This is a genomic window from Daejeonella sp. AP26 (assembly GCF_056680515.1).
Map to the genome: position 1 here is coordinate 1,866,284 of NZ_CM155286.1, position 22,979 is coordinate 1,889,262.

20 protein-coding genes are annotated in these 22,979 nt (G+C 41.1%); 12 read left to right on the forward strand and 8 right to left on the reverse strand.

Annotated elements, in window-relative coordinates; translation table 11 throughout:
* The first annotated feature begins 192 nt into the window (after positions 1-192).
* From AC1MCB_RS07995 to AC1MCB_RS08005, 3 genes are all read left to right on the forward strand, one after another.
* On the forward strand, positions 193-387 hold the full coding sequence (locus AC1MCB_RS07995) for a hypothetical protein (protein WP_479968220.1): 195 nt from the start codon (positions 193-195) through the stop codon (positions 385-387).
* 106 nt (positions 388-493) lie between these two features.
* On the forward strand, positions 494-4,045 hold the full coding sequence (gene smc, locus AC1MCB_RS08000) for a chromosome segregation protein SMC (protein ID WP_479968221.1): 3,552 nt from the start codon (positions 494-496) through the stop codon (positions 4,043-4,045).
* Positions 4,046-4,112: 67 nt separating this feature from the next.
* Positions 4,113-5,069 (forward strand): M28 family peptidase, encoded by a 957-nt coding sequence (locus tag AC1MCB_RS08005; protein ID WP_479968222.1) that lies wholly within the window; start codon positions 4,113-4,115, stop codon positions 5,067-5,069.
* Between the two features lie 122 nt (positions 5,070-5,191).
* Here the strand turns inward: AC1MCB_RS08005 and AC1MCB_RS08010 are convergent, their stop codons facing one another.
* Positions 5,192-6,712 carry a S41 family peptidase gene (locus tag AC1MCB_RS08010; protein ID WP_479968223.1) on the reverse strand — a complete coding sequence of 507 codons (1,521 nt, stop codon included), beginning with the start codon at positions 6,710-6,712 and terminating at the stop codon, positions 5,192-5,194.
* Positions 6,713-6,908: 196 nt separating this feature from the next.
* On the opposite strand from AC1MCB_RS08010, the gene asnS reads away from it, so the two are divergent.
* From asnS to AC1MCB_RS08030, 4 genes are all read left to right on the forward strand, one after another.
* Entirely contained in the window at positions 6,909-8,357 is a 1,449-nt protein-coding gene (gene asnS, locus AC1MCB_RS08015; protein WP_479968224.1) for an asparagine--tRNA ligase, read from the forward strand.
* Between the two features lie 147 nt (positions 8,358-8,504).
* Positions 8,505-8,834 (forward strand): GNAT family N-acetyltransferase, encoded by a 330-nt coding sequence (locus AC1MCB_RS08020; protein WP_479968721.1) that lies wholly within the window; start codon positions 8,505-8,507, stop codon positions 8,832-8,834.
* Positions 8,835-9,065: 231 nt separating this feature from the next.
* Positions 9,066-9,644, forward strand: a complete 579-nt coding sequence (locus AC1MCB_RS08025; protein ID WP_479968225.1) for a hypothetical protein — start codon at positions 9,066-9,068, stop codon at positions 9,642-9,644.
* A gap of 250 nt (positions 9,645-9,894) precedes the next feature.
* Positions 9,895-10,635, forward strand: coding sequence for an ankyrin repeat domain-containing protein (locus tag AC1MCB_RS08030; RefSeq protein ID WP_479968226.1), 741 nt, complete (start codon positions 9,895-9,897; stop codon positions 10,633-10,635).
* A 331-nt stretch (positions 10,636-10,966) separates the two neighbouring features.
* On the opposite strand, the gene AC1MCB_RS08035 is transcribed toward AC1MCB_RS08030, so the two are convergent.
* Positions 10,967-11,431: a YMGG-like glycine zipper-containing protein gene (locus AC1MCB_RS08035; protein ID WP_479968227.1), complete on the reverse strand. Its 465-nt coding sequence runs from the start codon at positions 11,429-11,431 to the stop codon at positions 10,967-10,969.
* A gap of 445 nt (positions 11,432-11,876) precedes the next feature.
* Here AC1MCB_RS08035 and AC1MCB_RS08040 point away from each other — a divergent pair, with 445 nt between their 5' ends.
* On the forward strand, positions 11,877-12,917 hold the full coding sequence (locus tag AC1MCB_RS08040) for a 2Fe-2S iron-sulfur cluster-binding protein (protein ID WP_479968228.1): 1,041 nt from the start codon (positions 11,877-11,879) through the stop codon (positions 12,915-12,917).
* Positions 12,918-12,984: 67 nt separating this feature from the next.
* On the opposite strand, the gene AC1MCB_RS08045 is transcribed toward AC1MCB_RS08040, so the two are convergent.
* Positions 12,985-13,353, reverse strand: a complete 369-nt coding sequence (locus tag AC1MCB_RS08045) for a hypothetical protein (protein WP_479968229.1) — start codon at positions 13,351-13,353, stop codon at positions 12,985-12,987.
* Positions 13,354-13,490: 137 nt separating this feature from the next.
* Here AC1MCB_RS08045 and AC1MCB_RS08050 point away from each other — a divergent pair, with 137 nt between their 5' ends.
* A complete protein-coding gene (locus AC1MCB_RS08050) occupies positions 13,491-15,902 on the forward strand; it encodes an AsmA family protein (RefSeq protein WP_479968230.1) in 2,412 nt (803 codons plus the stop codon).
* Here AC1MCB_RS08050 and AC1MCB_RS08055 read toward each other — a convergent pair.
* Positions 15,899-16,384 (reverse strand): VOC family protein, encoded by a 486-nt coding sequence (locus AC1MCB_RS08055; protein ID WP_479968231.1) that lies wholly within the window; start codon positions 16,382-16,384, stop codon positions 15,899-15,901. The two genes, AC1MCB_RS08050 and AC1MCB_RS08055, sit on opposite strands and share 4 nt — an antisense overlap.
* 187 nt (positions 16,385-16,571) lie before the next feature.
* Between AC1MCB_RS08055 and AC1MCB_RS08060 the strand changes: the two genes are divergently transcribed.
* The 3 genes from AC1MCB_RS08060 (at position 16,572) to nhaA (ending at position 19,063) form a co-directional block, all read left to right on the forward strand.
* Complete coding sequence (locus AC1MCB_RS08060; protein ID WP_479968232.1) at positions 16,572-17,033, forward strand: SRPBCC family protein; 462 nt, start codon at positions 16,572-16,574, stop codon at positions 17,031-17,033.
* 89 nt (positions 17,034-17,122) lie between these two features.
* Entirely contained in the window at positions 17,123-17,743 is a 621-nt protein-coding gene (locus tag AC1MCB_RS08065; protein ID WP_479968233.1) for an L-threonylcarbamoyladenylate synthase, read from the forward strand.
* A gap of 135 nt (positions 17,744-17,878) precedes the next feature.
* Positions 17,879-19,063 (forward strand): Na+/H+ antiporter NhaA, encoded by a 1,185-nt coding sequence (nhaA, locus tag AC1MCB_RS08070; RefSeq protein ID WP_479968234.1) that lies wholly within the window; start codon positions 17,879-17,881, stop codon positions 19,061-19,063.
* 94 nt (positions 19,064-19,157) lie between these two features.
* Here the strand turns inward: nhaA and trpA are convergent, their stop codons facing one another.
* From trpA to trpD, 4 genes are all read right to left on the reverse strand, one after another.
* Entirely contained in the window at positions 19,158-19,949 is a 792-nt protein-coding gene (trpA, locus tag AC1MCB_RS08075; RefSeq protein WP_479968235.1) for a tryptophan synthase subunit alpha, read from the reverse strand.
* Positions 19,950-20,007: 58 nt separating this feature from the next.
* Positions 20,008-21,192 (reverse strand): tryptophan synthase subunit beta, encoded by a 1,185-nt coding sequence (gene trpB, locus AC1MCB_RS08080; protein ID WP_479968236.1) that lies wholly within the window; start codon positions 21,190-21,192, stop codon positions 20,008-20,010.
* An 85-nt stretch (positions 21,193-21,277) separates the two neighbouring features.
* A complete protein-coding gene (locus AC1MCB_RS08085; protein WP_479968237.1) occupies positions 21,278-21,937 on the reverse strand; it encodes a phosphoribosylanthranilate isomerase in 660 nt (219 codons plus the stop codon).
* Positions 21,938-21,948: 11 nt separating this feature from the next.
* The gene (gene trpD / locus AC1MCB_RS08090; protein ID WP_479968238.1) at positions 21,949-22,941 is read right to left on the reverse strand and encodes an anthranilate phosphoribosyltransferase; all 993 of its coding nucleotides are present in this window, start codon (positions 22,939-22,941) and stop codon (positions 21,949-21,951) included.
* Positions 22,942-22,979 lie beyond the last annotated feature (38 nt).

The following is a 22,979-nucleotide window of genomic DNA, read 5'->3' on the forward strand; positions in this document are numbered from 1 at the left end:
CTGTTAAAGATGGGTGAAGTGAACCCTGGTCCTGTATTAAACTGGACACGTAACTATTTGCATCATCCTGACAAGGAGATCCGCAGAGAGACCTGTCATGGTATAGAGCTGAGAGGAAGAAAACACCCGCAAGATATTTTGCCTTTACTTTAGGAATTAGAAGATGACCGGACAGCAAGAGTCCGTAATACATTGGTACATGTACTGGGTCAGATAGCCTACAAAAAAGGCTGCCTGGCTATCGTGGTGGATCATCTTAAAAACTGGAAGAACAAACCGCTTGTCGCTGATGCGCTAGAAGAGATCGTTGATGTCCATCACCGTTATCGCGATTTCTCTGCACTGACACAGACGGAAGCCCGAAAATTCATACAAGACCATTTATGAAGCTCTCGGAGTAATAGGTTTCCTACGTAACAATCTGTAAAAACTTAACGTAAATCTGTATAATTCCCTAAATTCGACGGGAACAAGAATTCCGTATACCGTAAACATGCAGCTTACCCAACTGGACATTAAGGGATTTAAGAGTTTTGGTGATAAGATCACCATCAATTTTAATGAAGGGGTAACTGCCATCGTCGGACCGAATGGATGCGGTAAATCAAACGTAGTTGATGCTATTCGCTGGGTTCTGGGTGAACAAAGCACCAGAATGCTACGATCGGAGAAAATGGAGAATATCATTTTCAACGGAACAAAGAACCGGAAGCCTTCTAACCTGGCTGAAGTTTCGCTTACATTCGATAACACAAAAAATATCCTTCCTACGGAATATTCTCAAGTCACATTGACCCGTAAACTCTACCGTACCGGTGAGAGTGAGTATCGATTGAATGATGTTCAATGCAGGTTGAAGGATATTACTGATCTATTTCTTGATACCGGCGTCGGTTCTGACTCCTACTCTATTATCGAATTAAAGATGATCGATGAGATCATTGCGAACAAAGAGGGATCACGCCGGGCCTTATTTGAAGAAGCTTCCGGAATATCAAAATACAAGCTGCGTAAGAAGCAAACCTTTAGCAAACTGAAAGACACTGAGGCCGACCTCAGTCGGGTGGATGATCTGCTGTATGAGATAGAGAAGAATCTCAAAACACTGGAAAACCAGGCTAAGAAAGCAGAACGGTATTACCGTATAAAAGATCAGTATAAGTCATTTAGCATTGCACTGGCATCGTTTAAAATTGTCGGTTTCCGTGATTCATTAAACAAGCTGGAAGATCAGGAACAGCAGCAAGCTTTTGAAAGGTCAGGAATTACCGAACAGCTCAATTTACTTGAAGCAGCCCTGCAAAAACAAAAACTGGAAAATCTGACCAAAGAAAAAAACCTCTCTGTTCAGCAAAAGACAGCGAATGATTTCATAGCCAAAATAAGAGCTTATGAAAGTGAGAAAAAGCTAAAGAATGAACAACTAAGGTTTCTCGAAGATAAAAAGACACGCATAACAGAAGAACTGGAACGCGATCAAAATCAATTGAATCACGTCATCTACAACCAAAAACGATTGAATGAAGAACTTCTGCAGGAGAGTACAACATCAGGGGAACTAAAACTGGATGTTGAATTCAGAAAGAATGAACTGGATGAATTAAAACTAAGTCAACAGGAAGCAAAAAATGTTCTTGATTTTAATAACCGGCAGAATAATGAACTTCAAAATCGGGTGCATCAGCTTGAGAAAGACATAGCTATTTTAAATATTCAAAAAGATGCCCTGGGTCAGGAAAGCAAACGGAATACCGAAGACGCACAGTCTAAAGAAATAGAGTTAACCGACTTCAACCGGCATGTGGCTGAATTACAGAACAGGCTTGAAACCCGTCAGCAGGAAATGAATACCGCAATCAAGCTTGAAGAAGAGTTACAGCTGCAAGTAAATCTAACTGCCGAACGAATTGCTCTTCATAAAGAACAATTGAATCTCGAAAGCCGTAAGCTGGATTCTAAGCAAAACGAATACAACCTGACCAAATCGATGGTCGATAATCTCGAAGGCTTTCCTGAGTCTATACGCTTTTTAAAAAAGAACACACATTGGGCTAAACAGGCCCCTCTCCTGTCGGATGTTTTGTTCTGTAAGGAAGAGTACCGGATAGCGATTGAAAACTATCTGGAGCCCGTAATGAATCACTATGTGGTTGACACGCAGTCTGAAGCCGTGCAAGCCATCCGTCTTCTAAATGATTCATCAAAAGGACGGGCAAACTTTTTTATCCTCGAAGCCATTATGTCGGCAGTTAAGCGTGCTATAGTGATTGCAGAAAATGAAAAGCTGATCTCAGCGCTTGATATAATTTCTGTAGATGAGAAATATCGCCCCCTTTGCGAAATGTTGCTGCACAATGTCTTCCTGCTTCAAAGTGGCGAAGAGGAAGAGTTAAACAGCGGGTTACCTAAGGAACAGGTGGTTATACTAAGCGGCAGCGGAAAATTCTCTAAGACGAAAACAGGCATGTCAGGAGGTTCTGTAGGCTTGTTTGAAGGAAAGCGCATTGGCAGGGCTAAGAATTTAGAGAACCTCGCCAAAGAGATGAAAACCCTGGAAGCAGCCATAAATATCCTGAAGAATTCGATCCAACAGGAAACGCTGAAGCTGGGTACATTAAGATCCTCTTCCCAAAGCACCGTCATCCAGCAAATCCAACAAGACATTAATCGACTGAACAATGAGCACATTTCAGTAAAAACCAGGCAGGAGCAATATGTTGCCTTTATTGAAAACAGTCAGAATCGGAAGCAGGACATCGAAAACAAGATCACTTCTATAAGCAATGAATTACTGGCTGCCGAACCGCAGCTGCTTGAATTAAAAGCCCAGAAACAGATCCACAACGACCAGCTAATTTCTTTGCAGCAGGAGTTCAGTAATCTTGTAGAAATGGCAACTGTTAAATCCGGTCACTACAATCAGGAGAATATCCGCTTTCACCAGCAACAAAATAAGGTGTCAGGTATTCAGAAAGACCTTGAATATCGCGAAAGTCAATACCGCAGCCTGGAGACGCGCATTATGGCTAATCAAAAGGAAATGGAAAAGATCACTGCTGGAATTAAGGAGGCTCTGAAACACTCCGATCACTCAGACGAAGACTTAATGACTATGTATCTTCAGAAGGAAGAGCTGGAAAAGGGTGTTCAGGAACTTGAACAGGAGTACTTTGCGTCGCGAGGCGCTATAACCGCTTCAGAAGATGAAATTACTCTTTTAAGAAGAAAAAAAGATCACGCTGACCTGTTGTCTGGTGAACTGAAGGATCAGAAGACTAATTTAAAAATAGATCTGAATGCATTGAAGGAACGCTTGTCCGTAGAGTTCTCAGTGGATATTTCCGAAATGCTGGATGATGAAAATAACCAAAACGAACAAAAGCAAACCGAAGCTGAGCTTAAAGAGAAAACGGACCGTCTAAAACAGCAGCTCGAAGAGTTTGGTGCTATAAATCCGATGGCCATGGAGGCCTATCGGGAAATAAACGAACGCTACAGTTTTATTCAGGCCCAGAAGAAAGACCTGGCCGATGCTAAAGCATCGCTTATGCAAACTATTAAAGAAATAGACGATACCGCGCGGGAAAAGTTTCTTGAGGCATTCTTCAAAGTTCGCGAAAGCTTTATCGAGGTCTTCCGTTCCCTTTTCAATGAAGAGGACAGCTGTGACCTTGTCCTCAGTGATCCGCAGAACCCACTTGAGTCGGACATCGATATTCTCGCTCGTCCAAAAGGAAAGCGTCCGCTTTCTATAAATCAGCTCTCAGGAGGGGAAAAGACCCTGACAGCTACTGCCCTCCTCTTTTCCTTATACCTGTTGAAGCCGGCTCCTTTCTGTATTTTCGACGAGGTTGATGCCCCGCTTGATGATACTAACATTGATAAATTCAATAATATAATCCGCACTTTTTCTGATAGATCTCAATTTATCGTCGTGTCTCATAATAAACGAACCATTGCCAGCACAGATATTATTTATGGTGTAACAATGGTCGAGCAGGGTGTCTCTAAAGTAGTAGCTGTAGACTTAAGAGAAGTGGCCTAAATATTGCCGGTTGACCAAAAAACTCTGACATTCGAACGCCGCTGCAATAATTATCACATTCCACTATATGACCAAAATCTTTACCCTCATTGCGCTGCTTGCGTCTGCAAGTGTATCCGCACAAAATATCAACCGTAAACAACTGCTCAGCGATGTTGAAATACTATCATCCGACGTGTACGAAGGCCGTAGAACAGCAACACGGGAGAACCAGATGGCCGCTAATTATATCGTCGATCGCTTCAAGACTACTGGCCTTAACTTTTACCAGGACAGTTTTAAGCATCCCTTCACCTTTCAGAACCGGAGTAATCAAAGTATTAACGGAACTAACCTAATTGGTTATGTAAAAGGCAGAACCAATGATGTGATCATCATCTCTGCTCATTACGACCATGTAGGAATCTCTAACTCACTTATCTATAATGGTGCTGATGATAATGCTTCGGGTGTTGCCGGGTTGCTCGCTATGGCCACATACTTTAAGGAGCATAAACCGAAAAACACACTAATCTTCATCGCTTTTGATGCTGAAGAAATGGGCTTGCAGGGTGCTTATGCTTACCTTAAAAATCCTATTATAGAAAGCTCCCGCATAAAGCTGATCGTAAACTTAGATATGATATCGCGCAGCGATAAAGGAGAACTTTACGCAGCTGGCGCATTCAAAAACCCTGTATTAAAAAAGATCCTTAAAGGTGCTGAAGCAGGGACGGGCGTAAAGTTGATTTTTGGTCATGACGACCCTAAGCTCGGACGTGATGACTGGACGATGCAAAGTGACCAGGGGCCTTTTGCTCAAAACAATATTCCTTTTGTATACTTCGGTGTCGAAGATCACAAGGACTACCACAAGCCAACAGATGAATATGAAAACATAAACAAAGATTTTTTTTACCCCGCTGCTAACGTCATTTTGAACAGTGTGGTGAAGCTGGATAAGCAGCTAAAGACCGTAACTAAAAACAATAGATTTTCGGCTAAAAAAGCGGTGGCTGATAAAGTGGCTTTTCATGGGAATTAATTTAGCCTGCATCATTGATCAATAAAGTGATGAGTTAGAACAGTTGAGTTAAAGAAAAACGCCCATCGAAATTCTCAATGGGCGTTTTTTTATTTTCTGAGTCCTAATATTTCAAATCTAATTTATAGACCTCGCTTTAATTTCGGCAGCCTTTTCTCTACCATTCCTTTAAAGTCGTTCTTATTCAACTGCTGGTTGATGCGTTCTACATCCTCCCTAACTACCGGACTGAGGCTACTGATACGATCGGCACCTTGTTTAACTGCCAGAAAGGTACCTTTCTCTGAATACGACAGCGCATTAGCCAATAAACGCTCCTGTGGGTCGCCGAAATCCTTGCCTATGTCATCAAAATCACTTTTATCTACCGCTATCCCATCGAAATAACCACCTTGATCTAAAAGATTTTTGGTTTCAAACTGAGGAATATACAAATCCAGTTGGTCAATAGTAAGCGCAAAAAAGCCGACAGGTTTGCCATATGTTTTACGCCCAATCAGCTTAACGTCCATTACCGGTTTCAAATTGTTAATTACTAGTTCACTTGCAGAAGCAGTAGAAGCTGTCACAATAAAATAGGCTTTACTTATATTAGCTGAACCCTTTTTCTCAAATCTGGACACGTTACCTGCAGCTTCTGTAGGCTCATAGTTATAATCGAAAAAAGAATACCAGCGAAATACTCCGTCATTCCCTTCACCCCAAAATTTCTGATTCTTTAAAATAGTTGCGTTTCCCTCCTGCATTTTTTTTGTCCAGTAGGTAGTATACATTACTTTACCGGTTGCAGATGAAGGGGCAATAAGATTAGTCAGGTGCTCTGCAGTTGAAACAGACCCACCACCATTGTACCGCAAATCCACAATAACTTCTGACACCCCGTCAGCAGTGAATTTTGTAAATACCTCATCTAACCGGGGTGTTGAATTTGTAGTAAATGAGCTAAACACAACATAACCTACTTTTTTCGATCCAATAGTATACACTTTGGTAAAAAGCACAGGATCAATGCTGTAAGAACCGCGGTTTACCACAACATCAACGTTTGAACCATTCTTTTTAGTTACGGTCATAGAGACCGAAGCGTTATTGCCGAAGATGGCAGCATTTAAAAAATCGAGGTTAGCCTGAGAGTTACCATCAAGATTAGTTCGGCCATTTAATTTGATGATCCGGTCACCACGACTTAAATTTTGCAAACCGGCAGGAGAATTAGGATACACATACCTGATACGCAGGTCATTGCGGTCACCATTGTTGAAATTAGCCGAAAAGCCGTAATCGCCGCTCAGTCCGCCAAGTTCTTCCGACAGGCTTCCATCATCTAAAAAAGAGTACTTATCAATTGGCTTGCCCGTTGAAGCATCTATTTTATACTTCTTAATCGCATCTAATTCTAATTCAAAATCACCGAAAGACCGGGCCTTAAAAACATCATAAGTCGGCAAAGCATCGTTCCAGTAGTAGGTATCCTTTGCGTACAGAAATATCGAATCTTTGGTTAGCTGCTCTCTTGTTGCCTGAACAGGATTCACTGGAACAGGATCAATCTTAGGTTCTTTCTTACATGCTGTAGCAAAAAACAATAATCCTATTACAAAAACAGAAATTTTCAGGCTTCCTCGTTTTGGAGTTGTAAACATATTTTATCTATGAAAAGAGGTATCAATAAGAAAGTTAAATATAATATTTCAGTCTTGTTATTACATATGATACGATGATTTTGTTCAATCGGATGTCCGACAAACGTAATTATGACATAGTGATTGAGAGATGGTTTAATATGAACTGTTTTATATAACAGAACGATTTGTATTTTTGCGGCTCAATAAAATTTATATGGTAAAGCGCACGCGGATAAAAGAACTATTAGCAACGACAGAATTTAACCGGGAGGTTACAGTAATGGGTTGGGTTAGAACATTTAGAAATAACCAGTTTATTGCAATAAATGATGGCTCTTCGCTGAATAATATCCAGGCTGTAGTTGACTTTGCTAATACCGACGAAGCTTTATTAAAAAGGCTGACCACAGGGGCTTCTGTTTCTGTTACCGGAAACCTGGTGGAATCTTTAGGAAAGGGACAGCGTGTTGAACTGAAGGTTTCAACCCTGGAAATCATTGGTGACAGTGATGCTGAAAAATTCCCGTTACAACCTAAGAAACACAGTCTGGAGTTTTTAAGAGAAATCGCGCACTTGCGTTTTCGCACCAGCACATTTAACGCGGTGTTTAAAGTCCGTCACGCACTTTCATTTGCCATACACCAATTCTTTAACGAAAAAGGATTCGTGTATATGCACACTCCAATAATCACTGCCTCCGATGCTGAGGGTGCCGGTGAAATGTTCCGCGTATCTACGTTTGATCCGGATAACATACCGCGAAATGAAGACGGCAGCATCAATTACAAAGAAGATTTCTTTGGTAAAGCAACCAACTTAACAGTATCAGGTCAGCTGGAAGGCGAGCTTGCCGCGATGGCTTTCGGAGATGTATACACTTTTGGTCCAACCTTCAGGGCAGAAAATTCCAATACTACACGCCATCTTGCTGAATTCTGGATGATAGAGCCCGAAATGGCCTTTTATGATCTTGATGGCAACATGGATTTGGCGGAAGAGCTGCTTAAGTATGTAATCAGCTATGCTATCGAAAATTGCGCTGACGAGCTCGAGTTTCTAAATAATCGTCTGCTTGAGGAAGAAAAATCAAAACCCCAAACCGAGCGTTCTGAGCTAAGCCTGTTAGCCAAGTTAAACTTCTGTTTGGAAAACGACTTTGAGCGCCTAACTTATACAGAGGCTATTCAAATTCTGAAAAGCTCTAAGCCTAACCAGAAGAAACAATTCAAATATCTGATAGATAACTGGGGAGCTGATCTGCAGTCTGAACACGAACGCTATTTGGTAGAAAAACACTTTAAGAAACCGGTTATCCTAACCAACTACCCCTCTGATATCAAGGCTTTCTATATGCGCCAAAACGAACCCGATGAGCAGGGACGGAAAACTGTGCGCGCAATGGATATCTTATTCCCGGGCATCGGCGAAATTGTAGGTGGCTCGCAACGCGAAGAACGTTTAGAAAAGCTGGAACAACGCATGAATGAAATGGACATTCCTACCCATGAAATGTCGTGGTACCTTGATACCCGTCGCTTTGGATCAGCGCCGCATGCTGGCTTCGGACTGGGCTTTGAAAGACTGGTACTCTTTGTAACCGGAATGACCAATATAAGGGACGTTATTCCTTTCCCAAGAACGCCAAAAAACGCTGAATTTTAGAGGCTTAGTCCATATTACTTTATGAATATAGTCGTTAATGAAAACATCAGGCTTGAATTAACCACTGTAAAACATGCGCTTCAACTTTTTAATGCAATAAACAACAGCAGGGCTCACCTTTCGGGGTTTCTTCCCTAGGTAGATAATATTCAGTCCGTTCAAGACTTTACAGACTATTTAACAAGTTGTGAAGGGTTATATCAGCAAAAAAAAGAAGTAAGCTTTGTAATATTCTTCAAAGAAAGCATAGTCGGCCGGATCGGATTACATCATTTAAACCTGCAAAATAAGACTGGCGCAATAGGATATTGGTTAACCAAAAGTGCAGAAAGAAAAGGAGTAATTATTAACGCTTCCAAAGCTGTCACAGACTACGGTTTTCACGATCTGGGCTTACATAGGATTGAGATCAAAGCAGCAGTAACAAACTTTAAAAGTCATGCAATACCAGAAAAATTTAATTTCCATAAAGAGTGAGTTCTAAGGCAGGCTGAACTCCTTAAAAATCAATTTGTTGACCTTATTTTGTACTCGATGCTGGCCGAAGAATGGGAACGGAAACAAAGCGAGAATTAGCACCCATCTTTAGTGTATCTTACGCTAAGATACACTATCTGATAGTCAATAACCAATGAGCAATGATTATGTATTATTACACGGCCGCAATTCAACCACGTTGATTCTCTAACATGATAAATATTTTATTGCTTGCCTTTTATTTCAATTCTTTGTTCAAACGATAAAGCTGCGGCATCTTTAACGCAAGCTGAAAACATTGAATCAAAAACCACCATTGTTAAAACCCAAACCTCGGATGCTTTGAAAGGCACCATAACAGGTTATCTAAATTGGTACAGGTTTAATAGATTAAGACTTGAACAATTTGATCTAGTGAGCGGAACGCCTGGAGATACTTCCAAAGCCTATGCTGTTAATTTTTCACAAACAGAACTGTATTTGACCCAATTGAAAAAGAGTGGGTTTGTTTCGAACACTTATATCGAGAACTTTAGGGAATATTTTAGGACTTGTAATGAAAACTTATTAAAATACCGTCAATATGACGGCCCGGCATTAGGATTTGAGTTCGACCAGGTTACCAGAAGTATGGAACCCGAAGAAATCTTGGACAAAATCGATAAGCTGAAAATAATCGGTAAAATACAAGGAAATAATGCGTTGGCATCAGTCAACGTTAGTAATTATATGGAATTACGGATAAGTTTAACGAATGTAAATACGAAGTGGCTGATTGATTCGATAGGTTTTGGATCTATTCAGAAGTAGCAACCTCAAAAATTTTAAGACAAAACCGGGAGTATTACTTTTAAGATCCGGTCAACTTTGCAATCTGCTTAGTTAATTCACCTGCACGAGCGGTATTTATGGTAGCACTGCAAGTTTGTCTGAAAACAGATGCAGGATAAATATATGTCCATTAAATTTATAATCTAACCGAACAACTCTTCTCTAAACACACTATTATAAAGTTTGTAAGTATTCGTTGTCGGCTTTTATTACAATTTAAGTTTAAGCTATGGACTATTTAAAAAAACTCGTTACTGAAATCGAACTTCACTCCATCGAAGGGATCAAAGAATGTTTTGAGAATGGAATTAGTCCGAACGATAAATACCGAAACGAACCACTCATTTATGAGCTGATAAGCGAGTATACGCGAACTTCAAGATTCAAAGAATGTGTTAATGTTTTTGTAGGGTACGGTCTGCATTTTGAAGATAAAGCACTGCTGGCCGTTTTAGCTGATAATGCCGCTTCTCTAAAATCTCTTATTGATACACAATCCGGTATAATTTCACAGACCTATAATCTTCGTTGCGCTTATACTCCATTTGACCAGGTTACCCTGCTACATATTTGTGCCGAATTTAACCACGTTTCTTGTGCTAAAGTTCTGGTCAGCCATGGTGCAGACGTAAACGCGAGAGCTGGAATCGATGAGTATGGCTTCGGAAGTCAAACACCTATCTTCCATACCGTCAATCAAAATTCAAATAATTCGATTGATATGCTCAATTACCTGCTTTCTCAATCAGCAGACTTAAAGATAACAGTTACCGGCCTGATATGGGGAAAGGGCTATGAATGGGAAACCTTAATTCCGGCTGTCAACCCTGTCAGCTATGCGATGATGGGTCTTCTTCCGCAAATGCACAGAAACGAAGTGGTAATTTCAAAGGTTGTGTCCATATTACTTAAAGCTGCTTACGAAGTTGAATACTCATCGCCAAATGTTCCGAATTCTTATTTGAAATAAGTGTTGATCTGATATATCCCTCCTTTTCCCATCAAAATTATCTTACTTTTTAATAGCAATTTTCGTGTCCCCAAAAGAATATGACGTCTTAGTCTGTACTATTCTGGGATTACACTTACTATGTGCTTACTATGTGCTTACCATGTGCTTACTATGTCATCCTTCGATCAGGATATAGCTAGCACATGGTGAGTATATAGTAAATACATGGTTTACCACGATCCGTAAGATGTCTGATCTTTGAAGGGTCGCTGACAATTTTGTGGAAACAAAAAAAACCGCCCCTTTTAGAGGCGATCTTCTTTAAAAAAAAATCTATGAATTGAAAAACCTATTGAGCTCTTCCGGTTTTTTTGTCTTTCTGACGACCAATTACATACCCGGTTCCGGCTCCAACGACTCCACCGATCACTGCACCGCGACCATCCTTTTTATCCACCAGGATTCCGGTAACGGCGCCAGCACCGGCACCGATGGCAGCACCTTTGGCTGCTGAGCTCCAGCCTTTTTTAGCTGGAGCAGCAGGCGCGGCAGCATAAGTATGATGAACTACTGTTTTTGAGCTAGTTTTAGAAGCTGCAGCTGCTGCCGCTGTGTTTTGATTTTCAGCAAGTTGAGCTTCCTCCTCACGACGGTCAATTTCTTTTGCAACCGCTTCAGCTCTTTGAAAGCTATCTAATCTGATACTGTCTTTATATCTTTTTGTAGTCTGATAGGTTTCAGCATTGGTACTCGCGTTACTATTACAGGCAGCAATTCCGGCAGCCATTGTAATCATTATAAGTATTCTTTTCATGTCTCTTGAATTTAAATAACTTGCATCTAATAGTTATCGCATTTGTATGTGGTATAAGAGAAAACAATGCCAGAGAATTACAAATGCTTATCCGGTAATACGCGAATAGCTATCTATAAAATTTGAATTTAAAGTTCGTATATCCTTCAAAATTACGGCGCATCTAATTGAAAAACAGCTAATGGTGCCACAGAATGCAAGTGAATAAAACTATAATTGAACAGGCGATAAACGGTTAAGTGGTCACACAGTCGAGCATCGAACGCTCTTATGAATTGATGGTAAAGATATTCATGGAGGCTTGGACCTGACCTGGAAAACATACAAAAGCCTTTAATATCGGGCAACGTTCAACGGTATTATTTTCCATTTGTTTTAATTATTATTTGTGCATATATATAATCGAACATAACGGAGTCGAATTAGATTTGTAAAGCCATATCTCATGAAAGATAACCTTTTGCTTTTCAATGTAGTTGGCATCAAGCAGGAAACCGAAACAGCTAAAACCTATGAGCTGGAATTAAATAATGGCAAACCGCTCAAATTCATTCCCGGCCAGTTCCTAACCTTCATCATCAATGTGGACCAACAGGAATATCGCCGCTCTTATTCAATAACATCACTTCCCCGGGAAGCGCTGAAAGTAACTATCCAGAAAGTAGACAACGGACTTATTTCACGGTATATATTAAATTCGTGGAAAGTTGCAGACAGGCTGGTGTCGCTGCCACCGATGGGGAGGTTTACGTTACGCCCGCAAACTATTGTAAAACGAGATATCTTCTGCTTTGCCGGCGGGAGCGGCATTATTCCGGTATTACCTCAAATAAGAAAACTGTTATTGGATGAACCGCAAAGCATCATCCACCTGATCTACAGCAATACCAACGAGAGGAAAACTTTATTCTTAGATGAAATTGAGAAACTCAATAGAGAGTATCAACGACTAGAAGTTACATTTCTATTTTCCGAGCCAGCGCTCAGAATAAAGGAACGCGGCAGGCTTAGTAATCTCTATACGGAAGAGTTGGTAAAACGGATGTTAAGGTATGAAAGATCAAATACGGTTTTTTTAATCTGCGGACCATTTACTTATATGCGAATGCTGGGGATCACCCTACCCTCTCTGCATTTCAGGAAAGAAAATATTTTGAGAGAGAATTTTATTCCTGAAATTATGCGGTCAGGTTACGTTAGCCCGCCAAGGTTTCCTGACACGGACATAAGCATTGAACTAAACGGTCAGTATAATCAATTATCAGTGGCAAGTGGGCAGGATATTTTAACTGCAGCCATACAAAAGCGCTTAAACTTACCCTACAGCTGTCGTGGAGGAGTTTGCGGTAGCTGTGCAGCAATTTGCAAAAAAGGAAAAGTATTTATGAGCATCAATGAAGTGTTAACAGATGAAGATATAAAAGCAGGATGGGTGCTCACCTGCACAGGATATCCTGCCGAAGAAGGCACGGCAATCGCTTTTTAAGATAAAAAAGATTAAGGATCAATAATAAAGGAGTAATCCTCTTTGTTCCTTAATCTTTGACCCTGGTTTATTCCCCTTCCAGAGAATGTCCTCCCGGATCTTTTTCCTTCTTTAACTGATCAAGAGAAAGGTTAGTACTCCCACTTAAGTTTTCTTCTATTTCTTCTTCAGTTCCCTGGGTGGTTGCAGGCACTTCATTTTCTTGGGGATCCACGCGATTTTCATTTCCCTGATTCTGACGATCGTCGGTTTCGGCATCTTTCTGATAAGATGGAGGTGCGGTGTGCGTAGCTTCAAGAATTCTCTCCCCTTCACGAGCGTTATTAGCGGCAGCATCACTATTAGAAGCATCCTGGGCTCGGTCGTCGTTACCGGGTGATTGTAGATTCAACGGCTGGTCTTCGCCGTTAAAATTGTTAGTGTTTTCTGGCATCATAAGTGTTTATATTTATACTCTTAGTTAATTCCTGAGGTTAAAATAAATCTCATCTCTCCGGTTATATTAAACCAACGGCGGGTACAGATGTTTTTACCAATAATTATCTAAGCCAACCTAAATCAACAAAACCTCTCATGCCCCGTTGGACAAGAATTACTTTGAAAGTTGCCGGAATTTTCCTGGCGCTGGTTATCATCGCCTGGATGGCTATTGCCGCCTATGTCCATACACATAAAAAGCAGCTACTCGAATCTATTACGGCGCAGCTGAATGAAGACCTGACAGGCACTTTGACTATCGAAAAGATGGAACCTGCGCTTATCAGAGGGTTTCCGGGGATATCCGTGAGTCTGAACAATGTAGTACTGCGTGATAGCTTGTGGAAGAACCACCGTCACGATGTATTGAATGCTAAAGAAGCTTACATTTCCGTTGATGCATTTTCAATCTTAGGAACTACTCCAATTATAAGAAACATCAAGATCACTAATGGCAAGCTATATCTCTATACCGATAGTTTGGGTTACTCAAATACAGATCTCTTTAAAAAGAAAACTGCAAATGATCAGGCAACTGAGGGCAACCGAAAAAAAATCAACCGAATAGACCTTGCCAATGTAAAGCTGGTGATTGAAAATCATTTGAAAGCAAACCTTTTTGATTTCAACATCGCAAGTTATACCGGAAAAATCAGATACAACAACGATGGATGGAAAGCCAATGCTAACTTGAAAACATTAGTTAACAGTTTAACATTCAACACTAAACGTGGAAGCTTTATAAAGAATAAAACCCTTGAAGCCGACATAGAATTAAGTTTCAATAAAGAAAATCAGCTGTTAACAATTCCTATTCAGGATATGAAAATTGGCAACAGTGATTTTGAGATTGGAGGCAAATTTTCACTTGCAGAGAACTCTTCGGCATTTGCCCTTGATATTAAGGTACCAAGCCTAAATCTAAAAGATGCCAGTTCACTTTTTACCCCCAATATTACTTCAAGGCTTAGCGGATATACATTAAAAGATCCGCTATCTGCCAACGCTAGTATCAGGGGTAATTTGAAGGGTGGCGTTGATCCTAATATTAAAGCCACCTGGCAGGTTAAAAACAATACACTGGTGGCTAATGGTGAAACCATTACTGACTGTAATTTTAATGGCAGGTTCACAAATGAGGTAATTAATAAGCAAGGAACGAATGACAAAAACTCTAGTTTGGGCTTATACGACATGACTGGAAGCTGGCGCGGAATCCCCTTTAGAGCTGATTCTATCACCCTAACCAACCTAAAGGCTCCTATAATGGCCGGAGCGTTCTTTGCAGATTTTCCACTGAAGAAACTAAATTCTGTTTTTGGGGAACAGACATTTTCTTTTGGCAGCGGCACTGCTAAACTAAACTTGCTGTATAAGGCACCGTACTTCAGCAAAGATCAAAGCCAGCGTTATATTAACGGTAATGTACAAATCAAAAATGCTTCGCTGAATTACTTGCCGAGAAACCTCCCTTTCAATAATGTTAAGGCACTGATTAATTTCAGTGGTCAGGATCTTTTTCTTCGAAACATTAATGTTCAAAGTGGTGGAAGTTCCTTGCAGATGGAAGGTTCAATTCGAAACTTTCTAACTCTCTTTTACACCGATCCGACGAAGATGCTGCTTGACTGGAAGATTAAAAGCCCTCAGATTAATCTGGGCCAGTTTCTATCTTTTCTAGGTAAAAGACAGGCCAGTAAGCCGGCAGGAAGGATTAACAGATTTTCGCGCCAGCTTGACCGTATGCTGACTGAGGCAAGTGTGCAAATGCAGATGCAGGTTGACAAGGTTATTTACAAGAAGTTTGTTGCTCATAAGGTAAAGTCTAATCTCACTTTAAAACAGCAGGGAATCAGCATTAATAATATTAGTTTAAGTCATGCCGGCGGAAGTTTGCAGATGAATGGAAATATAGATCAGAAAGGCAAGCTTAATCAGGTTCAACTGAATACCAGTATTCGGAATGCTAATATCCAGCAGCTTTTTTATGCCTTTAACAATTTTGGGCAAAGTGGAATTACTGACCAAAATTTACGAGGTACTTTCAATGCGGACACCAGAGTTTCGGGTACTATGCGTGATAATGGCGATATGGTTCCGCGAAGTATTCGTGGCACCATTGATTTTAGTCTGAAGAATGGCGCACTGATCAACTTTGAGCCTATGGAGCGCATTGGCAGCTTTGCATTTGCTAACCGGGATTTCAAGAATATTACATTTAAAAATCTCTCTAACCGGCTGACTTTGGATGGCAATACGGTGAATATTCCACCTATGAAAATCGAGTCTAGTGTATTGAATATTTACCTGGAAGGGGTTTATGGTTTCTCATGGGGGACTAACATCGCCATGCAGGTACCGCTTCGAAACCCTAAAAAAGATGAGTTCATTTTTGATAAAACTGAACGGGAAAAAAGAGCCAAAAAAGGTATTGTGATCAATTTGCACGCCGTTGACGGAGAGAACGGCAAGGTGAAGATCAAGCTGGGGAAAGACAAAGTTCTCTAGTAGAGTTCCATTAGTTCCTCCAGATCCAAATGCTCTGTCACCATCTGAATATTACCATGTTCATCGAGCGGCCATTGATCCCTGGGTCTATCCCAATATAGCTCTACCCCGTTACTGTCGGGATCGTTCAAGTACAAGGCTTCCGAAACGCCATGATCTGCAGCTCCGGTTAGCGGATAACCTGCGTCATTTAGCCGTCGCAGTACCGCTGCCAGATCTTTTCTGTCCGGATATACAATTGCGGTATGGAACAAGCCTGCTGCCCGCTGAGGAGCCGGCGGAGCTCCTTTAGAATACCAGGTATTTAAGCCGATATGGTGATGGTATCCCCCTGCCGAAATAAAAACTGCCTGATCACCGTATCGCTGGGTTATTTCAAACCCCAAAAGATCATGATAAAAAGCCAGGGCTCGTTCAAGGTCGGCAACCTTTAAATGTATATGGCCGATTCGGGTCTGCGGTGGAATCTTGTAAGTCATCATTTAAAGCTAGGCAATTTGAATTTGATTAAGAATGGTTCTTAGAAATTCCTCTGTCTGCCAGCATTATTTCTGCATTCTTAAAACTCCATATCGGAGTCCTTTGCTTTATTCGCTATATTCATAGGCAGCCATAAATTAAAATGCAAGGAAGCAGTTTTAATGATTTATCTGTTAAGCAATTAAACCGATGGAAAATACTTCTTCAATAATAGTAGAGGCTCAGATGCTCATAAGAAAACCCGCATCAGTGGTCTTTCAGGCGTTTATAGATCCACAAATAACGACCAACTTTTGGTTTACTAAATCAAGCGGCAAATTGGAAGTCAACAAAACGATTACATGGGAATGGGAGATGTATGGGGCTTCGACAGATGTAGTTGTAAAGGAAATTATACCAGATAAAAAAATCTCAACAGAATGGGGCGACCCTGCAACGACGGTGGACTATGAATTTAAAGCTTTAACCGAGGACACCACCTATGTGGTTATCAAAAATTATGGGTTTAACTTGGTGGGCGGAGAATTAATAGAAGCCGTTAAGGATAATACGGGTGGGTTTACTACTGTACTGGACGGTTTAAAGGCTTATTTAGAGCATAATATTAAATTGAATTTGATTGAAGATAAATTTCCGATTAAAAATACTTAATTCGATAGGTTGGAAGCAAAAGCACAGGTAGTCATCGTAAACAAAAGCTACAGATTAAACAATGAATATTTTTTGTTGTAGTTTTAACCATGCTCATCAAAATCTATCCGGATAACCCAAACGAAAAAGCCCTGGAGCAAGTAGTTGAAATATTGAAGAAGGGTGGAATAATCATCTACCCTACCGATACAGTTTATGGCCTGGGCTGCGACATTACAAACCAAAAGGCAATCGAAAAGATTGCCCGTATTCGGGGAATCAAACCGGAAAAAGCCCATTTCTCGTTCATCTGCCATGATCTGAGGCATATTTCTGATTACATCAAGCCTATTGATAATGAAACATTTCGGGTATTAAAGAAAGCCTTGCCAGGAGCGTTCACTTTTATCTTCAATGCCAGCAAGAAGGTCCCTAAGTTGCTCAGTTCTAATAAAAAGACAGTCGGCATTCGGGTTCCTGATAACAATATCGCACGCGGAATTGTTAAATTATTGGGCAACCCGATCATCTCTACGTCCATACGGGATGAGGATGAGATTCTAGAGTATTCTACTGATCCGGAATTGATTTACGAAAAGTTTAAAGATCTGGTTGATGTAGTGATTGATGGTGGTTATGGAGATAACGAACCTTCTACCGTTATCGATTGCACTACCGGAACCTTTGATGTGATCCGTCAGGGAAAAGGTAAACTCGAACTGGTTGTGTAAATTCGGCTTATTCAATTCCAATCCGGAATACTTTTATTAATTCTTCTGCTGCAGCTAAGTCCTGCAATCCGGTTGTTAAAGCAGGAAATGCCTTATAAAAATGGTTAAAACATAAATTTTGTACTTTAGCCGCCTATGAGCAAACTGATTAACCTAAAACCTTTTAAAGACTTCTTTCAATCAGGTCAGGTTGGCGGAATTATTTTACTTATTTGCGTTATTATATCGTTAATTATAGCCAACAGTAACTGGAGCGAAGGTTTTAATGAGATCTTAACAACTCAAATTGGTTATGAAACTTCCAGCATTCATCTTCGCTATCCCATAGCCTTGTGGATAAATGACGGCCTGATGGCTATCTTTTTTCTGTTGGTGGGCCTGGAAATAAAACGAGAGATCATTGAAGGTGAACTCTCATCTCCAAAAAAGGCGGCAATGCCTATTTTCGCGGCTTTGGGCGGGATGCTGGTGCCGGCCGGTGTTTATTTTCTGTTCAATAATTCTACTGAAACAAGTTCAGGCTGGGGAATCCCGATGGCTACTGATATTGCTTTTGCCCTTGGTATCATTTCTTTGCTTGGCAAGCGTGTACCTGCTTCTCTCAAGATTTTTTTAGCCGCCCTCGCAATCGTTGATGACCTGGGTGCCATACTCGTGATTGCCATATTTTATACAAATGAGCTTCATTGGGATCAGTTACTTTACTCAGGTGGCATACTTGCAATGCTTATGTTATTTAATAGGCTGGGAGTAAAAAACCTTGTCTTTTATCTTATCCCGGGAATCTTGTTATGGTACTTTGTTCACCACTCGGGTATACATGCAACGATTGCCGGTGTACTATTAGCTTTAACTATTCCAACCAATCCAGTTAAAGAAACCTCACCTCTGGAAAGTCTCGAGCACGCTCTAGTGAAGCCTGTTAACTTCCTGATTATGCCCATCTTCGCATTAGCAAATACTAATATTCGTTTTGAGTCCAAAATGCTTGAAGGACTGGCCAGTCCTCTTGGACTAGGTATCATTTTAGGCCTGCTGATAGGCAAGCCTATCGGAGTAACGCTGTTCTCATGGCTTTCGGTAAAGTTAGGCTTTAGCTCAATGCCCTCTAAGGCTGGATGGCGCCACATAGTTGGTGTAGGGCTACTTGCGGGCATCGGTTTTACTATGTCCATTTTTATTGCCCTGCTTTCTTTTCCTTCCTCTGCGGAGTTTCAGATTGAGGCAAAGTTTTCCATCCTGGTAGCCTCTGTTTGTGCAGGCATCTCGGGATATATCTTTTTAAGTGTACTTGATAAAAAGAAGAAGAAAAAACACTAGCAAAGCTTGCAATAGTTTGCCGTCTCTTTCCACATGAACCGTCTCACCTATCAGATAAACGGCATATGGAATTAAACCGGTCGACTGATCTATATCAGTCAGTTATATGAATGCCACCAGTTTTTAAATTCTTGATAAAGTCGCCCACTTGTTCAAGATGATCAGGCTGGCTTAGAATCTTAACGAATGCACTGCCGACAATTGCTCCGCGTGTATACTGGGCGGCTTTATTAAAGCTTTCGTTATTTGAGATTCCAAAACCGATCATGGTGGGATTTTTCAGGTTCATCTGCTGTATCCTTGAAAAGTAACGATCTGCCTTATCGTCTAAAGCCAGATTCTTGCCTGTTGTAGATGAAGACGAGAGCAGGTAAATGAATCCATCGCTCAGGTCATCTATCTTTCTTATCCTGTCGTCTGAAGTTTGTGGGGTGATCAGGAAAATATTGCTGATGCCGTGGCTTTGAAAGCAGTCCTTATACATACCTTCATACTCGTACATCGGCAGATCAGGGACGATGACACCATCTACACCTGCATCTGCACATGCAGCACAGAATTTTTCAACACCATATTGAAGGACAGGATTAAAATATCCCATTAACAATACCGGGATAGTAACTCGCTTCCTAAGATCTTTTAACTGCTTAAAAAGCAGCTCGACGGTCATTCCGTTCTCTAAAGCTGTTTGAGAGCTTTGTTGGATAACCGGTCCATCAGCAAGCGGATCTGAGTACGGAAAGCCAATCTCTAAAAAATCTGCGCCTGCTTTTTCAAGGGCGTCGGCGATGTCTAAAGTGCTGGCTAATTGAGGGTAGCCTGCTGTAAAGTAAATGGATAGTATAGGCTCCTTTTTATGGGAGAAAAGTTCGTTTAGCCTGTTCACGGAATAGAATTAAGAATGATGAAATAAGATTTAAGAATTATAAAGTGACAACATAAAACTAGAGATTGAAGTATTTCATGTACGTATCCAGGTCCTTATCGCCGCGGCCTGAAAGACAGACAACAACGGTCTCCTGCCCGGTAAATTTCATTTTTTCAAGATGCGCGATCGCATGAGCCGATTCAATAGCTGGAATAATTCCTTCCAGCCGTGCACACAAAAGGCCGGCTTGCATAGACTCGTCATCAGTGATGCTGACATATTCTGCACGCTTTACCTTATACAAGTGGGCATGTTGAGGACCAATACCAGGATAATCTAACCCTGCTGAAATAGAGTACGGCTCTACGACCTGTCCGTCTGGAGTTTGCATCAGTATAGATCGGCTGCCGTGCAGCACCCCTTCTTTTCCAAGTAGTGTTGTTGCAGCAGATTCGCCGCTGGTTACGCCTTTACCCGCAGCTTCTATGGCAATCAGCCTTACATTCTCGTCATCCAGGAAATGATAAAACATGCCCATTGCATTGCTCCCGCCACCAACACAGGCTAATACATAGTCCGGCGTCTCTGATCCGGTCTTTTCCTTTAATTGAATTTTTGTTTCCTCAGAAATTACAGACTGAAAGCGGGCAACCATATCAGGATAAGGATGCGGCCCCACTACCGAACCGATGATATAATGGGTGTCCTCCGGATTGTTAATCCAGTCGCGCATGGCTTCATTAGTAGCGTCTTTTAATGTTTTACTCCCAGAGGTTGCGGGAATAACCGTCGCTCCCATCATCTTCATTCGTGCAACATTCGGCGCCTGACGTTCAATATCAACCTCACCCATATACACGATACATTCAAGGCCTTTTAAAGCGCAAACAGTTGCCGTGGCCACACCATGCTGGCCTGCTCCTGTTTCGGCGATGATCCTCTTCTTTCCAAGACGTTCGGCCAGTAGGATCTGGCCAACCGTATTATTGATTTTATGCGCGCCTGTATGATTCAGATCTTCTCTCTTGAGGTAGATGGTGGTTCCGTATTTTGCTGATAAGCGTTCCGCCAGGAATAAAGGTGAAGGCCTGCCCACATAGTCTCTTAACAGTTGCTGAAACTCCCGCTGAAATTCCGGTTCATACATAATCTTTAAGTACTGCTGACGCAGGTACTCTACATTTGGATAAAGCATTTCCGGGATGTAAGCTCCCCCAAAGTCACCGTAATATCCATTCTCATTAACCTGGTAATTATTCATTCCAAAAGTATTAGGTACTTAGTATTTAGTATTTAATTCGGCAAAACTGTAATCTTACCTGCAGAGGTTTTATTACTGTTCTCCGTCAATTGTTTTTCTTATTATTCGCAATGGCTTTAAAAAGATTGAAAGCCCTGTTTAGTTGTTCAATGTTCTTTAAGCCTGGACTGGTTTCAAATTTACTGTTCAAATCAACAGCATATAGCCGGTGATCGTTTATGGTTGTCATCTCATTTAGGTCTTCCAAACCTATCCCTCCACTTAAAAAGTATGGCTTGTCTAAACGATAATTTTCGAGAATCTTCCAGTTAAACTTCAACCCGGAGCCTCCATGTGTGGGAGTCTTCGTATCGAACAGAAAATAATCAACCGCAGCATTATAGAGTTCAAGTGTTGTAAAATCAAAGCTCTCGTCTACTCCAAATGCCTTAATCAATGCGACTTCGTTGAACGCTTTCTTAATCTCTTCCCGCAGCGCCTGACAATACTCCGGAGTTTCACTTCCGTGTAGTTGAATAGCTTTCAAACCGTATTGTTTCACTTTGTGCAAAACAACTGTTAACTCCTCATTTACAAAAACTCCGGTTATGTCAATATCCGCAGATAAATCCTTCAAACCGGGGTCAAGATTGTTAACATATCTTTTAGATCCGCGGTAAAATATCAGCCCTATGTAGTCAGGCTTGAGTTCTGCAAGTGCACGAATATTTGCCTCATCTCTCATCCCGCAGACCTTTACTTTCATAGCTGTTAATCTCAATTTAATGCTAGTAATTTATTGAAGCTTTTTAAAGCCTGTTTATTTAACAGAGATTCTTCGGCCTCATAAAAACAATCCGAAAAAGAAGACTCAGATTTAATTGTTCTTATCGCAGCAGCTGCATTGCACAAAACGACGTTGTTCTGCTCGGTAGTTCCTTCTCCCTGTAACACGGATCTGAAAATACTAGCTGATTCCGGTACCGTACTGCCGCCGGCAATGGTTAGGGGGTCTATCTTTTCAAACCCTAAAGCTGCTAAGGAATGTAGCTCTTCCCCTTTATTGGTGTAGGTTTTAAAATCACAGGTCAAAGATATTTCATCGTAACCCTCTAGAGCGTGAAGGACTGTGTATTTCAAGTCTTCCTTTTGATATAAATAAGCAAAGAGCCTGGCAAGCTCGAGACTATAAACCCCAACCATCTGAAACTTTGGTTTGGAAGGATTGACCATAGGTCCAAGCATATTGAAAAAAGTTTTCACTCCTAGTTCTTTACGGATTGGAGCAACGGTTTTCATTGCAGGATGAAACAGCGGAGCATGCAGAAAGCAGATTCCGGCATCTTCTACATTCCGGCGCAGCATATCGGTATCGTTAGTAAACTGATAGCCAAGGTACTCCATCACATTTGAGGAGCCGCAACCTGATGAAACGCCATAATTACCGTGTTTAGCTACCTTATAACCGGCTCCGGCTACTACAAAAGATGCAAGTGTAGAAATATTAAAGGTATTTTTACCGTCTCCTCCAGTACCGCAAAGATCGATCAGGTCGAAATCATCCAACTTGGTTGGCCTGCAGAGTTCAAGCATGGCGTCGCGGAAACCTTCAAGCTCATCAACTGTAATATTGCGCATACAATAAACCGCCATAAAAGCTGCCATTTGAGAAACGTTGAATTTCCCCTGGGTCATATCTGTAAGTATTTCCTTAGCCTCTATTTTGGTAAAGGTTTTCTGTTCAAATAACCTGTTTAATATCTTTTTCATTCGCTATAGGCTTAAACGTTAAGGCATAAAAAAAGGGC

Coding starts and splice junctions, on each gene's coding strand:
- AC1MCB_RS08060 (WP_479968232.1), top strand. CDS start 16,572: ATGGAAAATACTTCTTCAATAATAGTAGAGGCTCAGATGCTCATAAGA.
- AC1MCB_RS08005 (WP_479968222.1), top strand. CDS start 4,113: ATGACCAAAATCTTTACCCTCATTGCGCTGCTTGCGTCTGCAAGTGTA.
- AC1MCB_RS08040 (WP_479968228.1), top strand. CDS start 11,877: ATGAAAGATAACCTTTTGCTTTTCAATGTAGTTGGCATCAAGCAGGAA.
- AC1MCB_RS08045 (WP_479968229.1), bottom strand. CDS start 13,353: ATGATGCCAGAAAACACTAACAATTTTAACGGCGAAGACCAGCCGTTG.
- AC1MCB_RS08050 (WP_479968230.1), top strand. CDS start 13,491: ATGCCCCGTTGGACAAGAATTACTTTGAAAGTTGCCGGAATTTTCCTG.
- AC1MCB_RS08035 (WP_479968227.1), bottom strand. CDS start 11,431: ATGAAAAGAATACTTATAATGATTACAATGGCTGCCGGAATTGCTGCC.
- smc (WP_479968221.1), top strand. CDS start 494: ATGCAGCTTACCCAACTGGACATTAAGGGATTTAAGAGTTTTGGTGAT.
- nhaA (WP_479968234.1), top strand. CDS start 17,879: ATGAGCAAACTGATTAACCTAAAACCTTTTAAAGACTTCTTTCAATCA.
- trpD (WP_479968238.1), bottom strand. CDS start 22,941: ATGAAAAAGATATTAAACAGGTTATTTGAACAGAAAACCTTTACCAAA.
- AC1MCB_RS08010 (WP_479968223.1), bottom strand. CDS start 6,712: ATGTTTACAACTCCAAAACGAGGAAGCCTGAAAATTTCTGTTTTTGTA.
- AC1MCB_RS08085 (WP_479968237.1), bottom strand. CDS start 21,937: ATGAAAGTAAAGGTCTGCGGGATGAGAGATGAGGCAAATATTCGTGCA.
- trpB (WP_479968236.1), bottom strand. CDS start 21,192: ATGAATAATTACCAGGTTAATGAGAATGGATATTACGGTGACTTTGGG.
- AC1MCB_RS08065 (WP_479968233.1), top strand. CDS start 17,123: ATGCTCATCAAAATCTATCCGGATAACCCAAACGAAAAAGCCCTGGAG.
- asnS (WP_479968224.1), top strand. CDS start 6,909: ATGGTAAAGCGCACGCGGATAAAAGAACTATTAGCAACGACAGAATTT.
- AC1MCB_RS08030 (WP_479968226.1), top strand. CDS start 9,895: ATGGACTATTTAAAAAAACTCGTTACTGAAATCGAACTTCACTCCATC.
- AC1MCB_RS08055 (WP_479968231.1), bottom strand. CDS start 16,384: ATGATGACTTACAAGATTCCACCGCAGACCCGAATCGGCCATATACAT.